The following is a 16,662-nucleotide window of genomic DNA, read 5'->3' as shown; positions in this document are numbered from 1 at the left end:
CCCCGAGAACGCGGGAGGCGCGGGTCACCCGACCCGCGCCTCCCGCGTTCTCTGCGTCCCGGCCCCGTGAGGCCGGCCGATCACGTCGTCAGAGCCACTTCTTCCACTTGAACACGCCCCAGATGCTCGCGCCGACCGCGACCATCGCGGCGACCGCCATCGGGTAGCCGAACTGCCAGTGCAGCTCGGGCATGTTGTCGAAGTTCATGCCGTAGACGCCGCCCACCAGGGTCGGCGCGAACAGGATCGCCGCCCAGCCCGAGATCTTCTTGACCTCGTCGTTCTGCTGCAGGCCGACCTCCGACAAGCGTCGCGTCTCCTCGTTCTGGGCGAGCCCCGCCTCGGACAACCGCCGCATCTCGTCGTTCTGCGCCTGGGTCACCAGCGTCGAGTGCACCGTGAGGGCGTTCTCGAGCAGGGCCCTGAAGGTGTCTGCCCGCTCGCCGATCCGCAGCACGTGGTCGAGCACGTCGCGCAGCGAGCGCTGCAGCTCGACGTCGACGCCGTACTTGTCCGAGCCGCGCAGCAGGTTCTCGAGCATGCCGCGCAGCGGGCTCGTCGCCCGCTGGAAGCTGATCACCTCGCGCAGCAGCTCGTAGATGCGCCTCGACACCTCGGGGTCGCCGCCGAAGAGCTCGTCCTCGATCTCGTCGATGTCCTTCTCGATGCCCGCGACGACCGGTCCGTAGCCGTCGACGACCTGGTCGAGCACGGCGTAGAGCACGGCCTCCGGGCCGAGGGCGAGCAGGTCCGGGCTCGACTCGAGGCGGCGGCGCACCCGGCCGAGGTCGGGGTTCTCGGCGTGCCGGATCGTGATGACGAAGCCCGGCCCGACGAACACGTGCACCTCGCCGAACTCGACCGTCTCCTCGGCGTCGAGGTACCGGGCCGAGCGCAGCACGACGAACAGCGTCTCGCCGAACCGTTCGAGCTTGGCGCGCTGGTGCCCCTTGAGGGCGTCCTCGACGGCCAGCGGGTGCAGCTCGAACTCCTGCGCGATCGAGCGCACCTCGTCGGGGTCGGCACGGTAGAGGCCGATCCACGCCATGCCCTGGTGCTCGTGCAGCAGCTCGAAGGTCTCGTCGAGGTTCGCCGGGCTGTCGGTGCGGTGCCCCGCGACGTAGATGCCGTTGTCGATGAGTGCCATGGTCTGCGCTCCTTGCCGTTCGTGGTGCGACGGCGCCGTGGTGCGGCGCCGACGTCGAGCCGGGTGGTGGTCACGACAGCCGTCGGGACGACGGGCGGGCGGTGCTGGCCGGGGGCGACGCACACGGGCGGCGACGCGACACCCGGAGGCGCGGATCGCCGACGACGTGCGTCGACGGGAGACGTCGGTGCCCGTGGGCATCGCTCGTGGTCGTTCGGCCCGGCCGCTCAGACGAGCGGGGCGGACGGCGCGACCACGGAGGGATGCCGCGGGGCGCCAGTACTGTCACCAGCCATCGCCGCTCACCTGCCTTCCGTCGTGCTGCCGCCGGGCCCGGACGGGCCGTGGGCCCTGGTGGGCCGTGGGACAGCGTACCCCCGCGGCAACCCGGGGGCGACCGGTGCGGACGGGTGGTGTGAGAAGGAGGCGCGTGTCGCCGTTGACCCGTGCCTCCCGCGTCCACGATCGGGTTCGCGACCGGCAGACGGCGCCACTCTGCCACCGGTGCGGGCGGGACACGAGCCTGAGTCGCCTTCGTGACCCGATCGATACGGTGGAGCGATGAGCACCGTCGCCGTCACCGTCCTTCCCGCCGCCTCCGCCACCGCCGACTCCGAGCGGTCGTCGGGCGACACGTGGGGCGTCGGCCCCGCCGAGCGGGCGGTCGAGGCGACCGACGCCCGCCTGGTCGAGCTCGGCGACGAGACCGAGATGATCGTCGTCGGTGGCCGCGTCGACCAGGACGAGCTGCGCACCGCGATCGAAGAGCACCCCGGGGTCCGCGTCGTGCAGCTGCCGAGCGCCGGCGTCGACGCGTACGTCGAGACGATGCAGGCCACCGCGCGCGACGGCCTCGTCTTCACCAGCGCCAAGGGCGCCTACAGCGCACCCGTGGCCGAGCACGCCCTGGCCCTGACGCTGGCCACCCTGCGCTCCCTGCAGATCAGGGCCCGCGCCTCCTCGTGGGAACACGAACAGCGCGGCATCTCGTTGAACGGGTCGAGCGTGACGATCGTCGGGGCGGGCGGCATCGGCACCGAGCTGCTGCGCCTGTTGCAGCCCTTCGACGTCGAGGTGACGATGGTCCGCCGCACCGACGAGGCCGTGCCCGGCGCCCACCGCACGATCACCGTCGACCGCCTGGCCGAGGTGCTGCCGACCAGCGACGTGGTCGTCGTCGCCGCGGCCCTCACCGGGGGCACCCGCAGCCTGCTCGGCGCCGACGAGTTCGCCGCCATGAAAGAGACCGCCGTGCTGGTCAACATCGCCCGCGGCCCCCTGGTCGACACCGACGCCCTCGTGACCGCGCTCGCCGAGGGGCACATCGGAGCCGCCGGGCTCGACGTCGTCGACCCCGAGCCGCTGCCCGACGGCCACCCGCTGTGGGCCGAACCGCGAGCGCTCATCACCCCGCACCAGGCCAACACGAACGCCATGACCGAGCCCCTGTTCCAGGCCCGCGTCGAGGCGAACGCGCGGGCGCTCGCCGAGGGCGGCGAACCCGAGGGCGTCGTCGACGTCGAGCAGGGCTACTGAGCCGCTCCTTCCAGGACGCCAGGACGCCAGGACGCCAGGACGCCGTCGAGTGGACACGACACCGTGACGTGCGGCGGTGCCGTGTCCACTCGACGGTGTCGCAACGTCGCCAGGCTGGGAACGAACCCGCCCCCGACGCGTTAGACCTGGGTAGTCGCCGCGCCGACCCGACGCGACGTTCGCGAAAGGAACCCCCGCATGCCCCTCATCGGAACATCCGACCTCGACGTCTTCCCCCTCGCCCTCGGCGGCAACACCTTCGGCTGGACGAGCGACGAGGCCGAGTCGCACTCGGTGCTCGACGCGTTCGTCGCCGGAGGCGGCAACTTCGTCGACACGGCCGACGTCTACTCGGCCTGGGCCGACGGCAACTCGGGCGGCGAGTCCGAGACCGTGATCGGCACGTGGCTCGCGCAGGGCGGCGCCGCCCGTCGCGACCAGCTCGTCATCGGCACGAAGGTCAGCCAGCACCCCGAGTTCCCCGGGCTGAGCGCCGCCAACGTCGCCGCGGCCGCCGACGCCTCGCTGACCCGCCTGCAGACCGACCACATCGACCTGTACTGGGCGCACTTCGACACCGGCGACGACCTCGCCGAGACCCTGGGCGCGTTCGACGCGCTGCAGAAGGCCGGCAAGGTGCGGCACGTCGGCATCTCGAACTTCTCGCCCGAGCGCATCACCGAATGGATCGAGATCGCCCGTCGTGAGGGCTTCGCAGCACCCGTCGCGCTGCAGCCGCACTACAACCTCGTCACCCGCGGGGCGTACGAGCGCGACCTGGCACCGCTCGCCGCCCTGAACCAGCTCGGCGTCACGCCGTACTTCTCGCTGGCCGCGGGCTTCCTGACCGGCAAGTACCAGTCCCGCGACGACATCGCCGGTGCCCGCAGCGGCAACGTCGAGGGCTACTTCAGCGACGAGGGGCTCGAGGTCGTCGCCGCCCTGCGCGACATCGCGAGCGCTCACTCGGTCGAGATCGCCTCGATCGCGCTCGCCTGGCTGCAGGCCCAGCCGCGCGTGGTCGCCCCCATCGCCAGCGCGCGCACCCTCGAGCAGCTGCCGGCCCTGCTGGCCAGCGCGAGCGTGGCACTCAGCGCCGACGAGCTCGCCGCCCTCGAGGCCGTCTCGGCCCGGGTGCCCGAGTAGCGCCGTCCCTGTCGGACGACCCGCGCCTCCCGGGGTCGGCCCCGCACGGTCCCGCCCCGGCGGCGGGACCGGCGGAGCCGCCGGGAGGCGCGGTGCGCGCAGCCCCCTCGGCGTACGGTCGAGCGATGAGCAGCCCGACCCCCGACCAGAGGTTCCACGGACGCATCGCCGGCTTCGGCACCACCTCCGGCACGCGGGTCGTCGTCGGGCTCTGGACCCGCTCGCCGCTCGGGCGGTTCGTCGACGTGATGGTCGAGGCCGCCGACGGCCACCGCACCCTGCTGGCTCCGTCGCAGGCCGTGGCGGACTACGTGTCGTCGACGTACACGTTCGACGAGGTGCGGGTGCAGCCCGTCTCGTGGCGCGGCGTCGACCGGACGCTGCGGGTGTCGGCCGGGCCCGACGCCTCGGGTGACGACGTGCTCGACCTGTCGCTCGAGATCGGGCCGGTGTCGCCGCTCGGCTGGCTGCTGCGCCTCGTGCCGGCCGCGTTCGCCACCCGGCCCGGCTGGCTGACGCTGATCGACCCGGTGGCGCGCCTGCTCGTGCCCGGGGCCCGCACCGCGGGCACGGCCGGTGGCGGCCGTCGCGAGTACTACGGCGTGACGCTGGCCCGCCGCATCGTCGCCGTCGACGCCCGGTTCGACGGTCGGGCGCTCGGGGCGCTTGCTCCGCTGGACCCGCCCGTGCGTTTCGGCTTCGGTTCGGCGCCCGCCGACCCGAGCCTCGTCGACGTGACGACGACCATCCGCGAGGGCTGACCCCGCCCGTCCGCACCACACCGCGTGTCTTGCACTGCACCCGGACCAGTCGTGGTGCGGTGCACGACACGCGGTGCTGAGGTCGGGCCGCCCGCACGTCGTCGCGGCGACACGGGGCGACGCCCCGGCGGACGAGGAGGCGCGGTGCGGCACAGTAGGACGCGTGAGCACCGCAGACACCCCCGCGTCCGACCCGACCGCCGTCGACCCGTCCGCCACCGCCGACGCCGGGGCCCCCACCGCGACGAAGCGGCTGATCCTCAACCTGTTCGAGATGAACTGCGTCGGCCACATCACGCACGGCCTCTGGCGGCTGCCGCACAACCACCGCAGCGAGTACAAGGACCTCGCGTACTGGCTCGAACTCGCCCGGCTGGCAGAGCGCGGGGGCTTCGACGCGATCTTCATCGCCGACGTGCTGGGCGCCTACGACGTGTTCGGCGACAGCCCGGCGCCGGCCCTGCTCGAAGGCGTCCAGGCGCCGAACAACGACCCGATGATGGTCGTGCCGGCGATGGCCGCGGTCACCGAGCACCTCGGCTTCGGCATCACGTTCTCGACCAGCTACGAGCCGCCGTTCGCGTTCGCCCGGCGCATGTCGACGCTGGACCACCTCACCAAGGGGCGGGTCGGCTGGAACGTCGTGACGTCGTACCTGCCGAACGCCGCGCGCAACTTCGGCCTCGACGCCGAGATACCCAAGGCCGAGCGCTACGCCCGCGCCGCCGAGTACCTCGACGTGCTCTACAAGCTGTGGGAGGGCTCGTGGGAGGACGACGCGGTCGTCGCCGACCCCACCGCCGACGGGCTGGTCCCCGGCTCGGGCGTCTACACCGACCCGTCGAAGGTCCACGCGATCGACCACGTCGGCGAGCACTTCCGCGTCGCGGGGCCCCACCTCAGCGAGCCGTCGCCGCAGCGCACGCCCGTGCTCTTCCTCGCGACGGCCTCGCCGAAGGGCGTCGAGCAGGCGGCCCGCAACGCCGAGGTCGTCTTCACCGGCGGGCCGGCGGTCCGGGCCGTCGGGGCCGCCACCCGCGAGGCCGCCGTCCTGGCCGGTCGCTCGGCCGACGACGTGTCGTTCATCGTGCAGGCGGGCGTCATCACAGGCGAGACCGACGAGGTCGTCGCCGAGAAGCTCGCCCTCTACCGGTCGTTCGCGAGCGAGCAGGGCAAGCTGATCCACCGCAGCATCCCGTTCGACGCGCCGTCCCACCCGCGCGACCGCAGCGTCCGGGAGGCGCTCGAGGCCGAGGGGCGGCTCGACCACCCGGGCGCGGCCGCGTTGCCGCTCGACATCACGGTGGGCCAGCTGATCGACTCGGTCGACGAGGCCTGGGGCGGCACGTTCTTCGTCGCGGGCACGCCGACGGTCGTGGCCGACGAGATCGAACGGTGGCTCGACGACGAGGGCATCGACGGCATCAACCTGCGCCAGTACCACTCGTTCGACACGCTGACCGACTTCGTCGAACTGGTCGTGCCCGAGCTGCGGCGCCGCGGGCGACTGCGCGAGGCGTACGTGCCGGGCGAGACGCTGCGCGAGCGGCTGACCGGCGGCGGTCCGCGCCTGCCCGAGACGCACCCGGCGGCGGCCTACCGCCGCTGAACCCGGGAGGCGCGGCGCGGTCGGCGACGCCGGTCGCGCCGTCGTCGGGGTCGCGTCGTCGCGCGGCGCGGTCGTGTCAGCTCGTGGCGGGGCTGCGGTAGCGGGCGGGCACCGGCGGCACGCGCAGCCAGGTGGTGCGGCTGCCGCCGCGGCCGTCCGACCATTCGACGAACACGGTGCCGAGTGCGACCAGTGCGTCGAGCTCGACCGGGGTCGCGATGCCCAGCATCGTGCCGGGGCGCAGCTTGTCGCGGCCGCGGACGGACCCGCCCGGCAGGTCGACGAGCACGTCGCGCACCGAGCGACCGACCGTGCGCAGCACGAGGCAGGTGCCGAGCGGCAGGCCGGGGTCCTCACCGTCGTTCGGCAGGTCGAGCCACGTCAGCACGAAGGTGGCGGGTCGGCGGACGCGGGTGACGCGCTCGGGGCGGACGCGCAGCGCTCGGGTCGGGGTGGCCGGTGCGGTGCCGGTCGTGGTCGCCGGGTCGAGCGTGGTCGCGGCGTCCGACGGGTCGGTCGTGCCGGGGCGTCCGGTGTCGGGTTCTGCGGTGTCCATCGTGGTGGTGTCCCCTGAAGTCGTGGTGTCGTCCGTGGTCGTGTCGTCGTCGACGCGTGGCTCTCGAACGGCTCCGTCCAGCGAACCGCACCCGGGGCCGGGGGACAACGGTGCGCGGCTACCCAGTACGGGGGTGGGGCGGTCCCCAGTCCGGGGGACGCCCAACGGGGGACGCGAGGCGGGGGCCGCCCGACGCGGGCCGGGGGCCGCCGTGCCGTCTGGCTAGGCTCGACGGGTGACCACCGCCTCCTCGTCGTCCTCGCCGTCCGCCGACCCGAGGCCGCTGCGTCGGCTCGGGTTCCTCACCATCGGCGCGTTCGAGGGCGACGACCCGACCGTCGGCCTCGAGCAGGGGCTCGAGCTCTTCGAGCGGGCCGAGGCGCTGGGGCTCGACGGCGGCTGGACCCGCACGCGGCACCTGCAGTTCGGCATCTCGTCACCCGTGGCGTTCCTCTCGGCGGCGGCGCAGCGCACCTCGCGGCTCACCCTCGGCACGGCCGTCATGCCGCTCGGCTGGGAGAACCCGTTCCGCCTCGCCGAGGACTGGGCGACGGTCGACGTGCTCTCGCGCGGCCGGTTGCAGCTCGGGGTGAGCGTCGGCGAGCCCCGCGGCTACGACGAGGTCGGCCCGCACCTCTACGGCGACGCGGTCGACCACCAGGACTTCTCGTACGGCCGGGTCGAGAAGTTCCTCTCGCTCGTCCGAGGCGAGCAGGTCAGCGCGTTCGAGGGCACCGAGGGCATCGAGGTCTACACGGGCCGGGTGCAGCCGCAGAGCCCGGGCCTCGCCGACCGCGTCTGGTACGGAGCGGGCAGCCCGCGGTCCGCCGAGTGGGCCGGCCGACAGGGGCTCGGCATGCTGATCAGCAACGTCAGCTTCGCGGGCGCACCCGGGCCGATCGAGCCGACCCGCTTCGCCGCGTCGCAGCTCGAACAGATCCGCGCCTTCCGCGCGGCCCACCCGGCGGGTCAGGAGGCGCGGGTCGCCAAGGGCGCGGTCGTCCTGCCCACCGACACGGCCACCGCCGAACAGCGTGCGGCGTACGAGGCCTACGCGTCCTCCCGTCGCGACCGCACCACCGTGGCGCACGGGCCCCGCGGCATGATGTTCGACCGCGACCTGGTCGGCCCGTCCGAGTGGATCGCCGAGCAGCTGCACGAGAACGCCGCGATGCGTGAGGTCGACGACCTGATCGTCGAGCTGCCGTTCGACTTCGGCCTCGCCGAGTACGCGCAGGTGCTGACCGACGCCGCCGAGCGACTCGGGCCGCTGCTCGGGTGGCAGGCGAAGTGAGCGCTCACACGACACCCCGGCGGCGCGCCTAGACTCGACGGAGCACCCCGAGTCGAAGGAGCCTCCATGCAGAACTGGGCCGCCAACGTCGAGTACTCGACGACCGACCTGCGTCGCCCCACGAGCCTCGACGAACTGCGTGACGTCGTCACGGGCAGTCGTCGCGTCAAGGCCCTGGGGTCGCGCCACTCGTTCAACCGCGTCGCCGACACCGACGGCACCCTCGTGTCGCTCGACGCGCTCGACACCCCGGTCGAGGTCGACTCGGCCGCCGGGTCCGTCCGCGTCGGTGCGGGCACGACGCACGCCGCCCTCGCCGGCGAGCTCCAGCGCCGCGGCCTCGCCCTGCACAACCTCGCCTCGCTGCCGCACATCTCGGTGGCCGGCGCCGTCCAGACCGGCACCCACGGTTCAGGCGTCCGCAACCCGGCCCTCTCGGCCGGCGTCCGCGCCGTCGAGCTGGTGCGGGCCGACGGCAGCCTCGAGACCGTCCGCCGCGGCGACGACGCGTTCGGCGCCTCCGTGGTCTCGCTCGGCGCCGTCGGCATCGTCACCGCCCTCGAGCTCGACACCGTGCCGACCTTCGACGTCGAGCAGACCATCGTCGAGGGCCTGCCGTGGGCGGCCGCCCTCGAACACCTCGACGCCGTGCTGGCCAGCGCCTACAGCCTCAGCTTCTTCACCCGCTACGACGGCGACGGGGTCGACCAGGTGTGGTCGAAGCACCGCGTCGGCGACGAGGTCGGGCTCGACCTGCGCGACCTGGGGGCGGTACGGGCCGACGCGACCACGCACATGATCCCGGGTGCCGAGACCGCGGCCGTCACGCAGCAGGGCGGCGTGGCCGGCCCGTGGCTCGAACGTCTGCCGCACTTCCGCTTCGACTTCACGCCGAGCGCGGGCGAAGAGATCCAAAGCGAGTACCTGGTGCCGGCCGAGCACGCCGCGGCCGCCATCGAGGGGCTGCGGGGCATCGCGCACACCTTCGCCGACGTGCTGATGGTCAGCGAGATCCGCACCATCGCCCCCGACGACGCCTGGATCAGCCCGAGCAGCGGTCGGCAGAGCGTCGCGTTCCACTTCACCTGGCACCGCCGGCCGGCCGACGTGCTGGCCGCTCTGCCCGAGATCGAGCGCGTGCTCGGCGCCTTCGACGCCCGACCGCACTGGGGCAAGGTGTCGACCGCGACGCACGCCGAGCTGCGCCGGGTGCACCCGCGCCTCGGCGAGTTCGCCGCCCACGTCGAGTCGGTCGACCCCGAGGGTCGGTTCCGCAACGCGTTCCTGTCCGCGTCCGTCCTGGGGGAGTCCGCCCGTGTCTGAGCCCACCCCCGTCGCCGACGTCCCCGTGCCCGGCACGACCCCGCCCGTCGTCGAGCCCGCGCCGGGCGCACCGCCCACGGCGACGCTGACCACCTCGCCCGTGCCGGTGTCGGGTGCCCAGGTCGTGCTCGAGCGCGACGGCTACCGCGCCGAGCTGGCCGCGGTCGGGGCCACGCTGCGCGCCCTGACCTTCGAGGGCCGCGACCTCGTCGTGCCGTTCGCCGCCGACCAGGTGCGGCCCGGCTTCCGGGGCGCCCTGCTGGCCCCCTGGCCCAACCGCGTGACCGACGGTCGCTACGAGCGCGACGGGGTCGAACACCAGCTGGCCCTGAACGAGGTCGAACGCGGGCACGCCCTGCACGGCCTCGCCCACTGGGCCGACTGGACGTTCGACCAGGCCCAGGCCGCGAGGGCGTCGGCGTCGTTCGTCCTCGTGCCGAGCGACGGCTACCCCTGGCGCCTCGCCCTGTCCGTCGTCTACGAGCTGGGCGACGACGGCCTGACCACGACGGTCACGGCCCGCAACGTGGGCGAGGGCACGGCGCCCTACGGCACGGCCCCGCACCCGTACCTCGTGGCCGGCGAGGGTCGCGTCGACGACTGGACGTTCGACCTGCCCGCCGCGAGCTACCTCGAGGTGACCGACGACCGCCTCGTGCCCGTCGGCACCCGCCCGGTGGGCGACCGCGAGGGCTTCGACTTCCGTGAGGGGCACGCGATCGGCGACCTCTTCGTCGACCACGCCTTCACCGACCTCGACTTCGGCCCGGCCGACGGTGCCACCGCCGACGACACGTCGGCCGACGACAGGTCGGCCGACGGCACGTCAGCCGACGACACGTGGGCCGACGACACGTCCGGCGAGGCCCAGGGGGCGCGGGTCACCGCCACGGTCACCGCGCGCGACGGCCACGGAGTCACCATGTCGTGGGGTCGCGAGCTGCCCTGGGTGCAGGTGCACACCGCCGACCGGCCCGAGCCCGAGAACGACCGCGTCGGCCTCGCCGTCGAGCCGATGACCTGCCCGCCCGACGCCTTCAACTCGGGCGACGACCTCGTGCTGCTCGCCCCCGGCGAGTCGCACACGGCGAGTTGGACCATCACGGCCTTCTAGCCCCGGCACCAGCCCGCCCCGCCCGTCTCGCCCGCCCGGCCCGCCCGGCCGTCCGCCCCACCCGCAACGCACCGCGTTTCGTTCACCGCACCCGGTCTAGACGCGGTGCCGTGCACGACACGCGGTGCGGTCGCCTCAGGCGACCTCGACCGCACGCGGTGCGGTCGGCTCAGGCGACCTCGACCTCGGCGCCCGCGACGAGGGCCTCGGTCTGCCACGTCATCGCCGACACCGTGCCGGGCAGGCAGCGCTCGAGAGCGGCCTCGAGCGCGCGTCGCGTCCGGCGGGCGGCGAGCTCGTCGCGCACGACGACGTCGAAGCGCAGCGCGTCGGGCAGCTCGGTCAGCAGCACCGTGCCCGCGTCCGCGAGCTGCACGAGGTACTGGCCCACGTCGACCCGGGCGGCCCGGTGCTCGGCCAGCAGGCGGCGCGACAACCAGAACAGGCCGGCGGCGTCGTGCGCCGTGTGGACGGTCGCGGTCGCGGTGATCATGGCCACACTGTGACCTGACGACCGCTCATGCACGTGAACGGCGTGTGGCGAACGTGTAAATCCTCCGGCGACACGCCGAGGGCGGACCGACTTGACAAGCACCTGGACCTCGTTCAGTATTGCCCCGCACCACCCGATGTGAGCGCTCACATTCTCAGGTCAGCGCTCGACCGTCCTCATGACGGGCCGTCACGTCCCACCCTGCGACACACCCCGCCACACGTTTCCTGACGAAGAGGTCAACCGTGAACAGCACCGCACCCCGCCCGGCCGCTCAGCCGGCCCTCCGCACGTCGCCCGCCCCGCGCCTCCTCGCGGCCGCCCCGGCCTGACGTCCCCCAGCCCCGACGGGCACGCCTCGCGCACCCGTCGGCCCGGCACGTCCCCGGCCTCCCGAGTCGTCGCGTGCCTGCACCACAGTGATCCCTCCACAGCACCACCACCCGTCATCGACGACGCCGTCGAGATGACACCTGACACGAATGGAACAACCGTGAAGAAAAAGCTCCTCGTCGGCATCGTCGCCGTCGGCATGGCATTCTCCCTGGCCGCCTGCTCCGGCGGTGCCGGCGGACGCGGCGGTGACGCCGGCGGCAGCAGCAGCGGCGACAACGCCGGTGCGCTGGTCGGCGTCGCGATGCCCACCAAGGTGTCCGAGCGCTGGATCAAGGACGGCGACGCCGTCAAGAGCGCCCTGGAAGACAAGGGCTACAAGGTCGACCTCGAGTACGCCGACAACAAGATCCCCCAGCAGGTCCAGCAGATCAGCAACATGATCACCAAGGGCGCCAAGGTGCTCATCGTCGCCTCGATCGACGGCGGCTCGCTCAGCGACCAGCTCGACTCCGCCGCCAAGGCCGGCATCAAGGTCATCTCGTACGACCGCCTGCTGACGGGCAACGAGAACGTCGACTACTACGTCTCGTTCGACAACTACAAGGTGGGCGTCGACCAGGGCACCAGCCTGCTGACCGGCCTCGGCCTCGCCGACGCCGACGGCAAGAAGGTCGACGGCGCCTCGCCCAAGACCATCGAGGTCTTCGCCGGCAGCCCCGACGACAACAACGCGACCTTCTTCTTCAACGGCGCGATGGACACCCTCAAGCCCTACATCGAAGACGGCTCGCTGACCATCGGTTCCGGTCAGGACCAGTTCACGCAGGCCGCGACGCAGCAGTGGGACCCCGCCACCGCCAAGGCGCGCATGCAGAACCTGATCGCCTCGACCTACTCGTCCGGCACGAAGCTCGACGGCGTGCTCTCGCCCTACGACGGCATCTCGCTCGGCATCATCTCGGCGCTCGAGGGTGCCGGCTACGCCAGCGACGCCCTGCCGGTCATCACCGGTCAGGACGCCGAGGCCGCCTCGGTCAAGTCGATCATCGAGGGCCAGCAGTACTCGACGATCTACAAGGACACCCGTCAGCTCGCCGACCAGTCCGTCGTGATGGCCGACGACCTGCTCACCGGCAAGACGCCCGAGACGAACGACGACAAGACGTACGACAACGGTGAGAAGGTCGTCCCGACGTACCTCTTCCAGCCGACGATCGTCACCAAGGACAACTACAAAGAGGTCCTGGTCGACAGCGGCTACTACACCGAGGCCGACCTCAAGTAGGTCCGTCCCTTCCGCGGACCGAGGAGGCGCTGGTCGCCGACCAGCGCCTCCTCGCGTCCCTGCTCCACAGCTGCACCCCACCGAAACACGGAAGAAGGAACACGTGGCGAACACGATCCTCGAGATGCGGGACATCACCAAGACGTTCCCCGGCGTCAAGGCCCTGCAAGAGGTCTCGCTGGAGGTCGAACGCGGCCAGGTCCACGCCATCTGCGGCGAGAACGGCGCCGGCAAGTCGACGCTGATGAAGGTGCTGTCGGGCGTCTACCCGCACGGCTCGTTCGACGGGCAGATCCTGCTCGACGGCCAGCCCGTCGACTTCAAGAACATCAACGACTCCGAGGCCGCCGGCGTCGTCATCATCCACCAAGAGCTGGCCCTCAGCCCCTTCCTGTCGATCGCCGAGAACATCTTCCTCGGCAACGAGCAGTCCAAGGGCGGGTTCATCGACTGGAACAAGACCAACCTCGACGCCGCCGGCCTGCTGGCCCGGGTCGGGTTGCGCGACAACCCGATCACCAAGGTCGTCGACATCGGCGTCGGCAAGCAGCAGCTGGTCGAGATCGCGAAGGCGCTGTCGAAGCGCGTGAAGATCCTCATCCTCGACGAGCCCACGGCCGCCCTGAACGACGACGACTCGGCCCACCTGCTCGACCTGATCAAGAGCCTGCAGGGCCAGGGCATCACGTCGATAATCATCAGCCACAAGCTGAACGAGATCAAGGCGATCGCCGACAAGGTGACGATCATCCGCGACGGCAAGACCATCGAGACCCTCGACATGCACGCCGACGAGGTGTCGGAAGACCGCATCATCAAGGGCATGGTCGGTCGCGACCTCGAGAGCCGGTACCCGGCCCACGAGTCGACGATCGGCGAAGAGCTGCTGCGCATCGAGGACTGGACCGTCCACCACCCGCTCGACGCGTCGCGCGAGATCATCCACCAGGCCCACCTCAGCGTGAAGGCCGGCGAGATCGTCGGCATCGCCGGGTTGATGGGTGCCGGTCGCACCGAGCTCGCGATGAGCGTCTTCGGCAAGAGCTACGGCACCGGCATCTCGGGCACCGTCTACAAGCGCGGCGAGAAGGTCGACACCTCGACCGTGAGCAAGGCCATCGCGGCCGGCATCGCCTACGCCACCGAGGACCGCAAGAAGTACGGTCTCAACCTGATCGACGACATCACCCGCAACGTCTCGGGTTCGGCCCTCGGCAAGCTCGCGAACTGGGGCTTCGTCAACCGCTCCGAAGAGAGCACCGTCGCCGAGCGGTTCCGCAAGAGCATGAACATCAAGGCGCCGACCGTGGCCGCCGTGACGGGCAAGCTCTCGGGCGGCAACCAGCAGAAGGTCGTGTTGTCGAAGTGGATGTACGCCGACCCCGACGTGCTGATCCTCGACGAGCCCACCCGCGGCATCGACGTGGGGGCCAAGTACGAGATCTACACGATCATCAACCAGCTCGCCGACGCGGGCAAGGGAGTCATCGTCATCTCGTCCGAGCTGCCCGAACTGCTCGGCATCTGCGACCGCATCTACACCCTCTCGGAGGGACGCATCACGGCCGACGTGCCGATCGCCGAGGCGACCCCCGAGTTCCTCCTGAAGTACATGACCCTCGAACGAGAGAGCCCCGTCAATGAGCGCGCCTAGCCCCACCCAGGCCACCGACCCGAAGCCCACGGGCGGGTCGCCCACGTCCCGTCAGCCGCAGTCCGGCTCGGGCGGCAACCCGATCGTCTCCGCGGTCTCGTACCTCGGCGGCCAGCTGCGCCAGATCGGCCTCTTCATCGCGCTGATCGTCATCGTGTTGTTCTTCCAGATCACCACGAACGGCATCACGCTGGCGCCGATCAACGTGTCGAACCTGGTCGTGCAGAACAGCTACATCCTGATCCTGGCGATCGGCATGGTGATGGTGATCATCGCCGGGCACATCGACCTCTCGGTCGGCTCGGTGGTCGCCTTCACCGGTGCCATGGCCGGCGTCATGATCACGCAGTGGGGCCTGCCCTGGCCGCTCGCCGTCGTCCTCTGCCTCGTGCTCGGCGCGCTGGTCGGAGCCTGGCAGGGCTTCTGGATCGCCTACTTCGGCATCCCGGCGTTCATCGTCACCCTGGCGGGCATGCTCGCCTTCCGTGGCGCGGCGCAGATCGCCCTGCAGAGCACGCAGATCTCGTCGTTCCCCCAGGGGTTCCGCAACATCGGCTCGGGGTTCCTGCCGGCCTTCGGCACCACCGGGTACGAGCCGCTCACGCTGATCCTCGGCGCCGTCGCCTCGGTCGCCCTGATCGGCACCGGCCTGCGCGGTCGTGCGACGCGTCGCAAGTACCAGCTCGAGGACGAGCCCTTCCTGTGGTTCGTCACCAAGCTCGTCTTCACCGTCGCGCTCGTCATGTACGTCGGGTTCCTGCTCGCGAGCTACTCGGGCACCCCGATCGTGCTGGTCATCCTCGCCGTGCTGGTCGTCGTCTACTCGACCGTCATGAAGAACTCGGTCTTCGGTCGTCACGTCTACGCGATCGGTGGCAACGTCCACGCCGCCGAGCTCTCGGGCGTCAAGACCAAGCGCGTGACCTTCCTGTTGTTCGTCAACATGGGCGTCATCTCGGCCCTGGCCGGCATCGTCTTCACCAGCCAGCTGAACCTCGCCGCATCCAGCGCCGGCACCGGCTTCGAACTCGACGCCATCGCCGCCGTGTTCATCGGTGGAGCCGCCGTCACCGGTGGCATCGGAACGGTCACCGGCGCCATCATCGGTGGTCTGATCATCGGCATCCTGAACAACGGCCTGTCGATCCTCGGCGTCGGCACCGAGTACCAGTCCCTGATCAAGGGCCTCGTGCTGCTTGCCGCCGTCGCGTTCGACGTGTTCAACAAGCGCCGCGCCGCCTCGTCCGCCAAGTAACGAACGCAGCACCCCGCGACGAGGCGCGGTTCCCGGTGACGGGAGCCGCGCCTCCTCGTCTCTCCGCCCTCGGGCGGACGCCCGGTCCGACCCCAGGAGGCGCGGACCGGGCGAACAGGACACCGTCGTCCGAAAACCGAACCGAAATAGGATCACCTCGTGGCAACCCTCTTCGACGTCGCGGCCGCGGCCGGCGTCTCGCACCAGACCGTGTCGCGGGTCGTCAACGGTGACCCGACGGTCCGTCCCGCCACGAAGGCCAAGGTCGATGCCGCGATCGACGACCTCAACTACCGGCCGAGCCTCACGGCGAGGGCCCTGGCCAGCCGCAAGACGAAGTCGCTCGGCGTGATCAGCACCGGGTTCCCGTTCTACGGACCGTCGAGCACCATGCACGGCTTCAACGGGGCCGCCCGCCGAGCCGGCTACCAGGTCTCGATGGCCACGCTGGACGTCGACGACCGGCAGGGCATGCGTCAGGCCCTCGACTCGCTGGTCGGGCAGAACGTCGCCGCCATCGTGCTGATCGCCCCCGACTCCGAGGCCCTCGAGGTGCTGCGGCGCTCCGACGTCTCGGTGCCGCTCGTGACCGCCGACAGCGAGGCCGAGGACGGCCACCACACGGTGTCGTTCGACCAGGCCGCGGGGGCCGAGGCCGCCGTCGAGCACCTCGCGGCACTCGGGCACCGACGCATCGCCCACGTCGCCGGGCCCGACGGGTGGATGGACGGCCGCGACCGCGAGCGCGGCTGGCGCGAGGCCTGCGCCCGGCTCGGCGTCGACTCGAGCGTGCTGTGCCGGGGCGACTGGACGCCGGGGTCGGGGCACCGCATCGGCCGCGAGCTCGCCCGGCGCGACGACGTGACCGCCGTCTTCTGCGGCAACGACCAGATGGCGCTCGGCGTCGTGCACGCGTACGTCGACGCCGGGCTCGTCGTGCCCCGCGACGTCAGCATCGTCGGGTTCGACGACATCCCCGAGGCCGAGCACTTCGTGCCCCCGCTGACGACCGTGCGGCAGGACTTCGAGGCCCTGGGCCGCCGCCTCATGACCACCGTCGAGGCCGTGCTCGCGGGCGACGACGCCCCCGTCGCGGCGCTCGAGCCCGAGCTCGTCGTCCGCCGCTCGACGGCCGCCCCCGCCCGCTGACCCG

General features: G+C 71.8%; 14 protein-coding genes. 11 read left to right on the top strand and 3 right to left on the bottom strand.

What is annotated here, in order from left to right; all coding sequences use genetic code 11:
* Nucleotides 1-88 precede the first annotated feature (88 nt).
* Entirely contained in the window at nt 89-1,147 is a 1,059-nt protein-coding gene (locus ASG05_RS05320) for a magnesium and cobalt transport protein CorA (protein ID WP_056258067.1), read from the bottom strand.
* A 561-nt stretch (nt 1,148-1,708) separates the two neighbouring features.
* Here ASG05_RS05320 and ASG05_RS05315 point away from each other — a divergent pair.
* From ASG05_RS05315 to ASG05_RS05300, 4 genes are all read left to right on the top strand, one after another.
* Nucleotides 1,709-2,683 carry a D-isomer specific 2-hydroxyacid dehydrogenase family protein gene (locus ASG05_RS05315; RefSeq protein WP_056258064.1) on the top strand — a complete coding sequence of 325 codons (975 nt, stop codon included), beginning with the start codon at nt 1,709-1,711 and terminating at the stop codon, nt 2,681-2,683.
* A gap of 198 nt (nt 2,684-2,881) precedes the next feature.
* Entirely contained in the window at nt 2,882-3,829 is a 948-nt protein-coding gene (locus tag ASG05_RS05310) for an aldo/keto reductase (protein WP_056258062.1), read from the top strand.
* Nucleotides 3,830-3,954: 125 nt separating this feature from the next.
* Entirely contained in the window at nt 3,955-4,590 is a 636-nt protein-coding gene (locus ASG05_RS05305; protein WP_056258060.1) for a hypothetical protein, read from the top strand.
* Nucleotides 4,591-4,753: 163 nt separating this feature from the next.
* Entirely contained in the window at nt 4,754-6,199 is a 1,446-nt protein-coding gene (locus ASG05_RS05300; RefSeq protein WP_235491393.1) for an NtaA/DmoA family FMN-dependent monooxygenase, read from the top strand.
* 76 nt (nt 6,200-6,275) lie between these two features.
* On the opposite strand, the gene ASG05_RS05295 is transcribed toward ASG05_RS05300, so the two are convergent.
* Nucleotides 6,276-6,755, bottom strand: coding sequence for a hypothetical protein (locus tag ASG05_RS05295; RefSeq protein ID WP_056258056.1), 480 nt, complete (start codon nt 6,753-6,755; stop codon nt 6,276-6,278).
* 235 nt (nt 6,756-6,990) lie between these two features.
* Between ASG05_RS05295 and ASG05_RS05290 the strand changes: the two genes are divergently transcribed.
* From ASG05_RS05290 to ASG05_RS05280, 3 genes are all read left to right on the top strand, one after another.
* Nucleotides 6,991-8,049, top strand: a complete 1,059-nt coding sequence (locus ASG05_RS05290; RefSeq protein ID WP_056258052.1) for an LLM class flavin-dependent oxidoreductase — start codon at nt 6,991-6,993, stop codon at nt 8,047-8,049.
* Nucleotides 8,050-8,115: 66 nt separating this feature from the next.
* Nucleotides 8,116-9,372, top strand: coding sequence for a D-arabinono-1,4-lactone oxidase (locus tag ASG05_RS05285; RefSeq protein ID WP_056258051.1), 1,257 nt, complete (start codon nt 8,116-8,118; stop codon nt 9,370-9,372).
* Nucleotides 9,365-10,486, top strand: coding sequence for an aldose 1-epimerase family protein (locus tag ASG05_RS05280; RefSeq protein ID WP_235491392.1), 1,122 nt, complete (start codon nt 9,365-9,367; stop codon nt 10,484-10,486). The genes ASG05_RS05285 and ASG05_RS05280 overlap by 8 nt, the downstream gene beginning before the upstream one ends.
* Before the next feature lie 169 nt (nt 10,487-10,655).
* Here ASG05_RS05280 and ASG05_RS05275 read toward each other — a convergent pair whose 3' ends face one another.
* Nucleotides 10,656-10,979, bottom strand: coding sequence for a hypothetical protein (locus ASG05_RS05275; RefSeq protein ID WP_056258048.1), 324 nt, complete (start codon nt 10,977-10,979; stop codon nt 10,656-10,658).
* A gap of 532 nt (nt 10,980-11,511) precedes the next feature.
* Between ASG05_RS05275 and chvE the strand changes: the two genes are divergently transcribed.
* From chvE to ASG05_RS05255, 4 genes are all read left to right on the top strand, one after another.
* A complete protein-coding gene (gene chvE / locus ASG05_RS05270; RefSeq protein ID WP_369814037.1) occupies nt 11,512-12,600 on the top strand; it encodes a multiple monosaccharide ABC transporter substrate-binding protein in 1,089 nt (362 codons plus the stop codon).
* A gap of 124 nt (nt 12,601-12,724) precedes the next feature.
* Nucleotides 12,725-14,254, top strand: a complete 1,530-nt coding sequence (gene mmsA, locus ASG05_RS05265) for a multiple monosaccharide ABC transporter ATP-binding protein (RefSeq protein ID WP_369814036.1) — start codon at nt 12,725-12,727, stop codon at nt 14,252-14,254.
* Nucleotides 14,241-15,509, top strand: coding sequence for a multiple monosaccharide ABC transporter permease (gene mmsB / locus ASG05_RS05260; protein ID WP_082486380.1), 1,269 nt, complete (start codon nt 14,241-14,243; stop codon nt 15,507-15,509). Before mmsA ends, mmsB begins: the two co-directional genes overlap by 14 nt.
* Nucleotides 15,510-15,668: 159 nt before the next feature.
* Nucleotides 15,669-16,658 carry a LacI family DNA-binding transcriptional regulator gene (locus ASG05_RS05255; protein ID WP_056258041.1) on the top strand — a complete coding sequence of 330 codons (990 nt, stop codon included), beginning with the start codon at nt 15,669-15,671 and terminating at the stop codon, nt 16,656-16,658.
* The last annotated feature ends 4 nt before the right edge of the window (nt 16,659-16,662 follow it).

It is taken from the genome of Frigoribacterium sp. Leaf186 (genome assembly GCF_001423905.1).
Taxonomy (GTDB): domain Bacteria; phylum Actinomycetota; class Actinomycetes; order Actinomycetales; family Microbacteriaceae; genus Frigoribacterium.
The sequence above is the reverse complement of the archived record's forward strand: the minus strand, read 5'-3'. Positions and strand labels throughout refer to the sequence as shown.

Excerpts from the sequence above, each read along its gene's own strand:
- ASG05_RS05320 (WP_056258067.1), bottom strand. The coding sequence starts at position 1,147 with ATGGCACTCATCGACAACGGCATCTACGTCGCGGGGCACCGCACCGAC.
- ASG05_RS05315 (WP_056258064.1), top strand. The coding sequence starts at position 1,709 with ATGAGCACCGTCGCCGTCACCGTCCTTCCCGCCGCCTCCGCCACCGCC.
- ASG05_RS05305 (WP_056258060.1), top strand. The coding sequence starts at position 3,955 with ATGAGCAGCCCGACCCCCGACCAGAGGTTCCACGGACGCATCGCCGGC.
- ASG05_RS05310 (WP_056258062.1), top strand. The coding sequence starts at position 2,882 with ATGCCCCTCATCGGAACATCCGACCTCGACGTCTTCCCCCTCGCCCTC.
- chvE (WP_369814037.1), top strand. The coding sequence starts at position 11,512 with ATGGCATTCTCCCTGGCCGCCTGCTCCGGCGGTGCCGGCGGACGCGGC.
- mmsB (WP_082486380.1), top strand. The coding sequence starts at position 14,241 with ATGAGCGCGCCTAGCCCCACCCAGGCCACCGACCCGAAGCCCACGGGC.
- ASG05_RS05285 (WP_056258051.1), top strand. The coding sequence starts at position 8,116 with ATGCAGAACTGGGCCGCCAACGTCGAGTACTCGACGACCGACCTGCGT.
- ASG05_RS05295 (WP_056258056.1), bottom strand. The coding sequence starts at position 6,755 with ATGGACACCGCAGAACCCGACACCGGACGCCCCGGCACGACCGACCCG.
- mmsA (WP_369814036.1), top strand. The coding sequence starts at position 12,725 with ATGCGGGACATCACCAAGACGTTCCCCGGCGTCAAGGCCCTGCAAGAG.
- ASG05_RS05275 (WP_056258048.1), bottom strand. The coding sequence starts at position 10,979 with ATGATCACCGCGACCGCGACCGTCCACACGGCGCACGACGCCGCCGGC.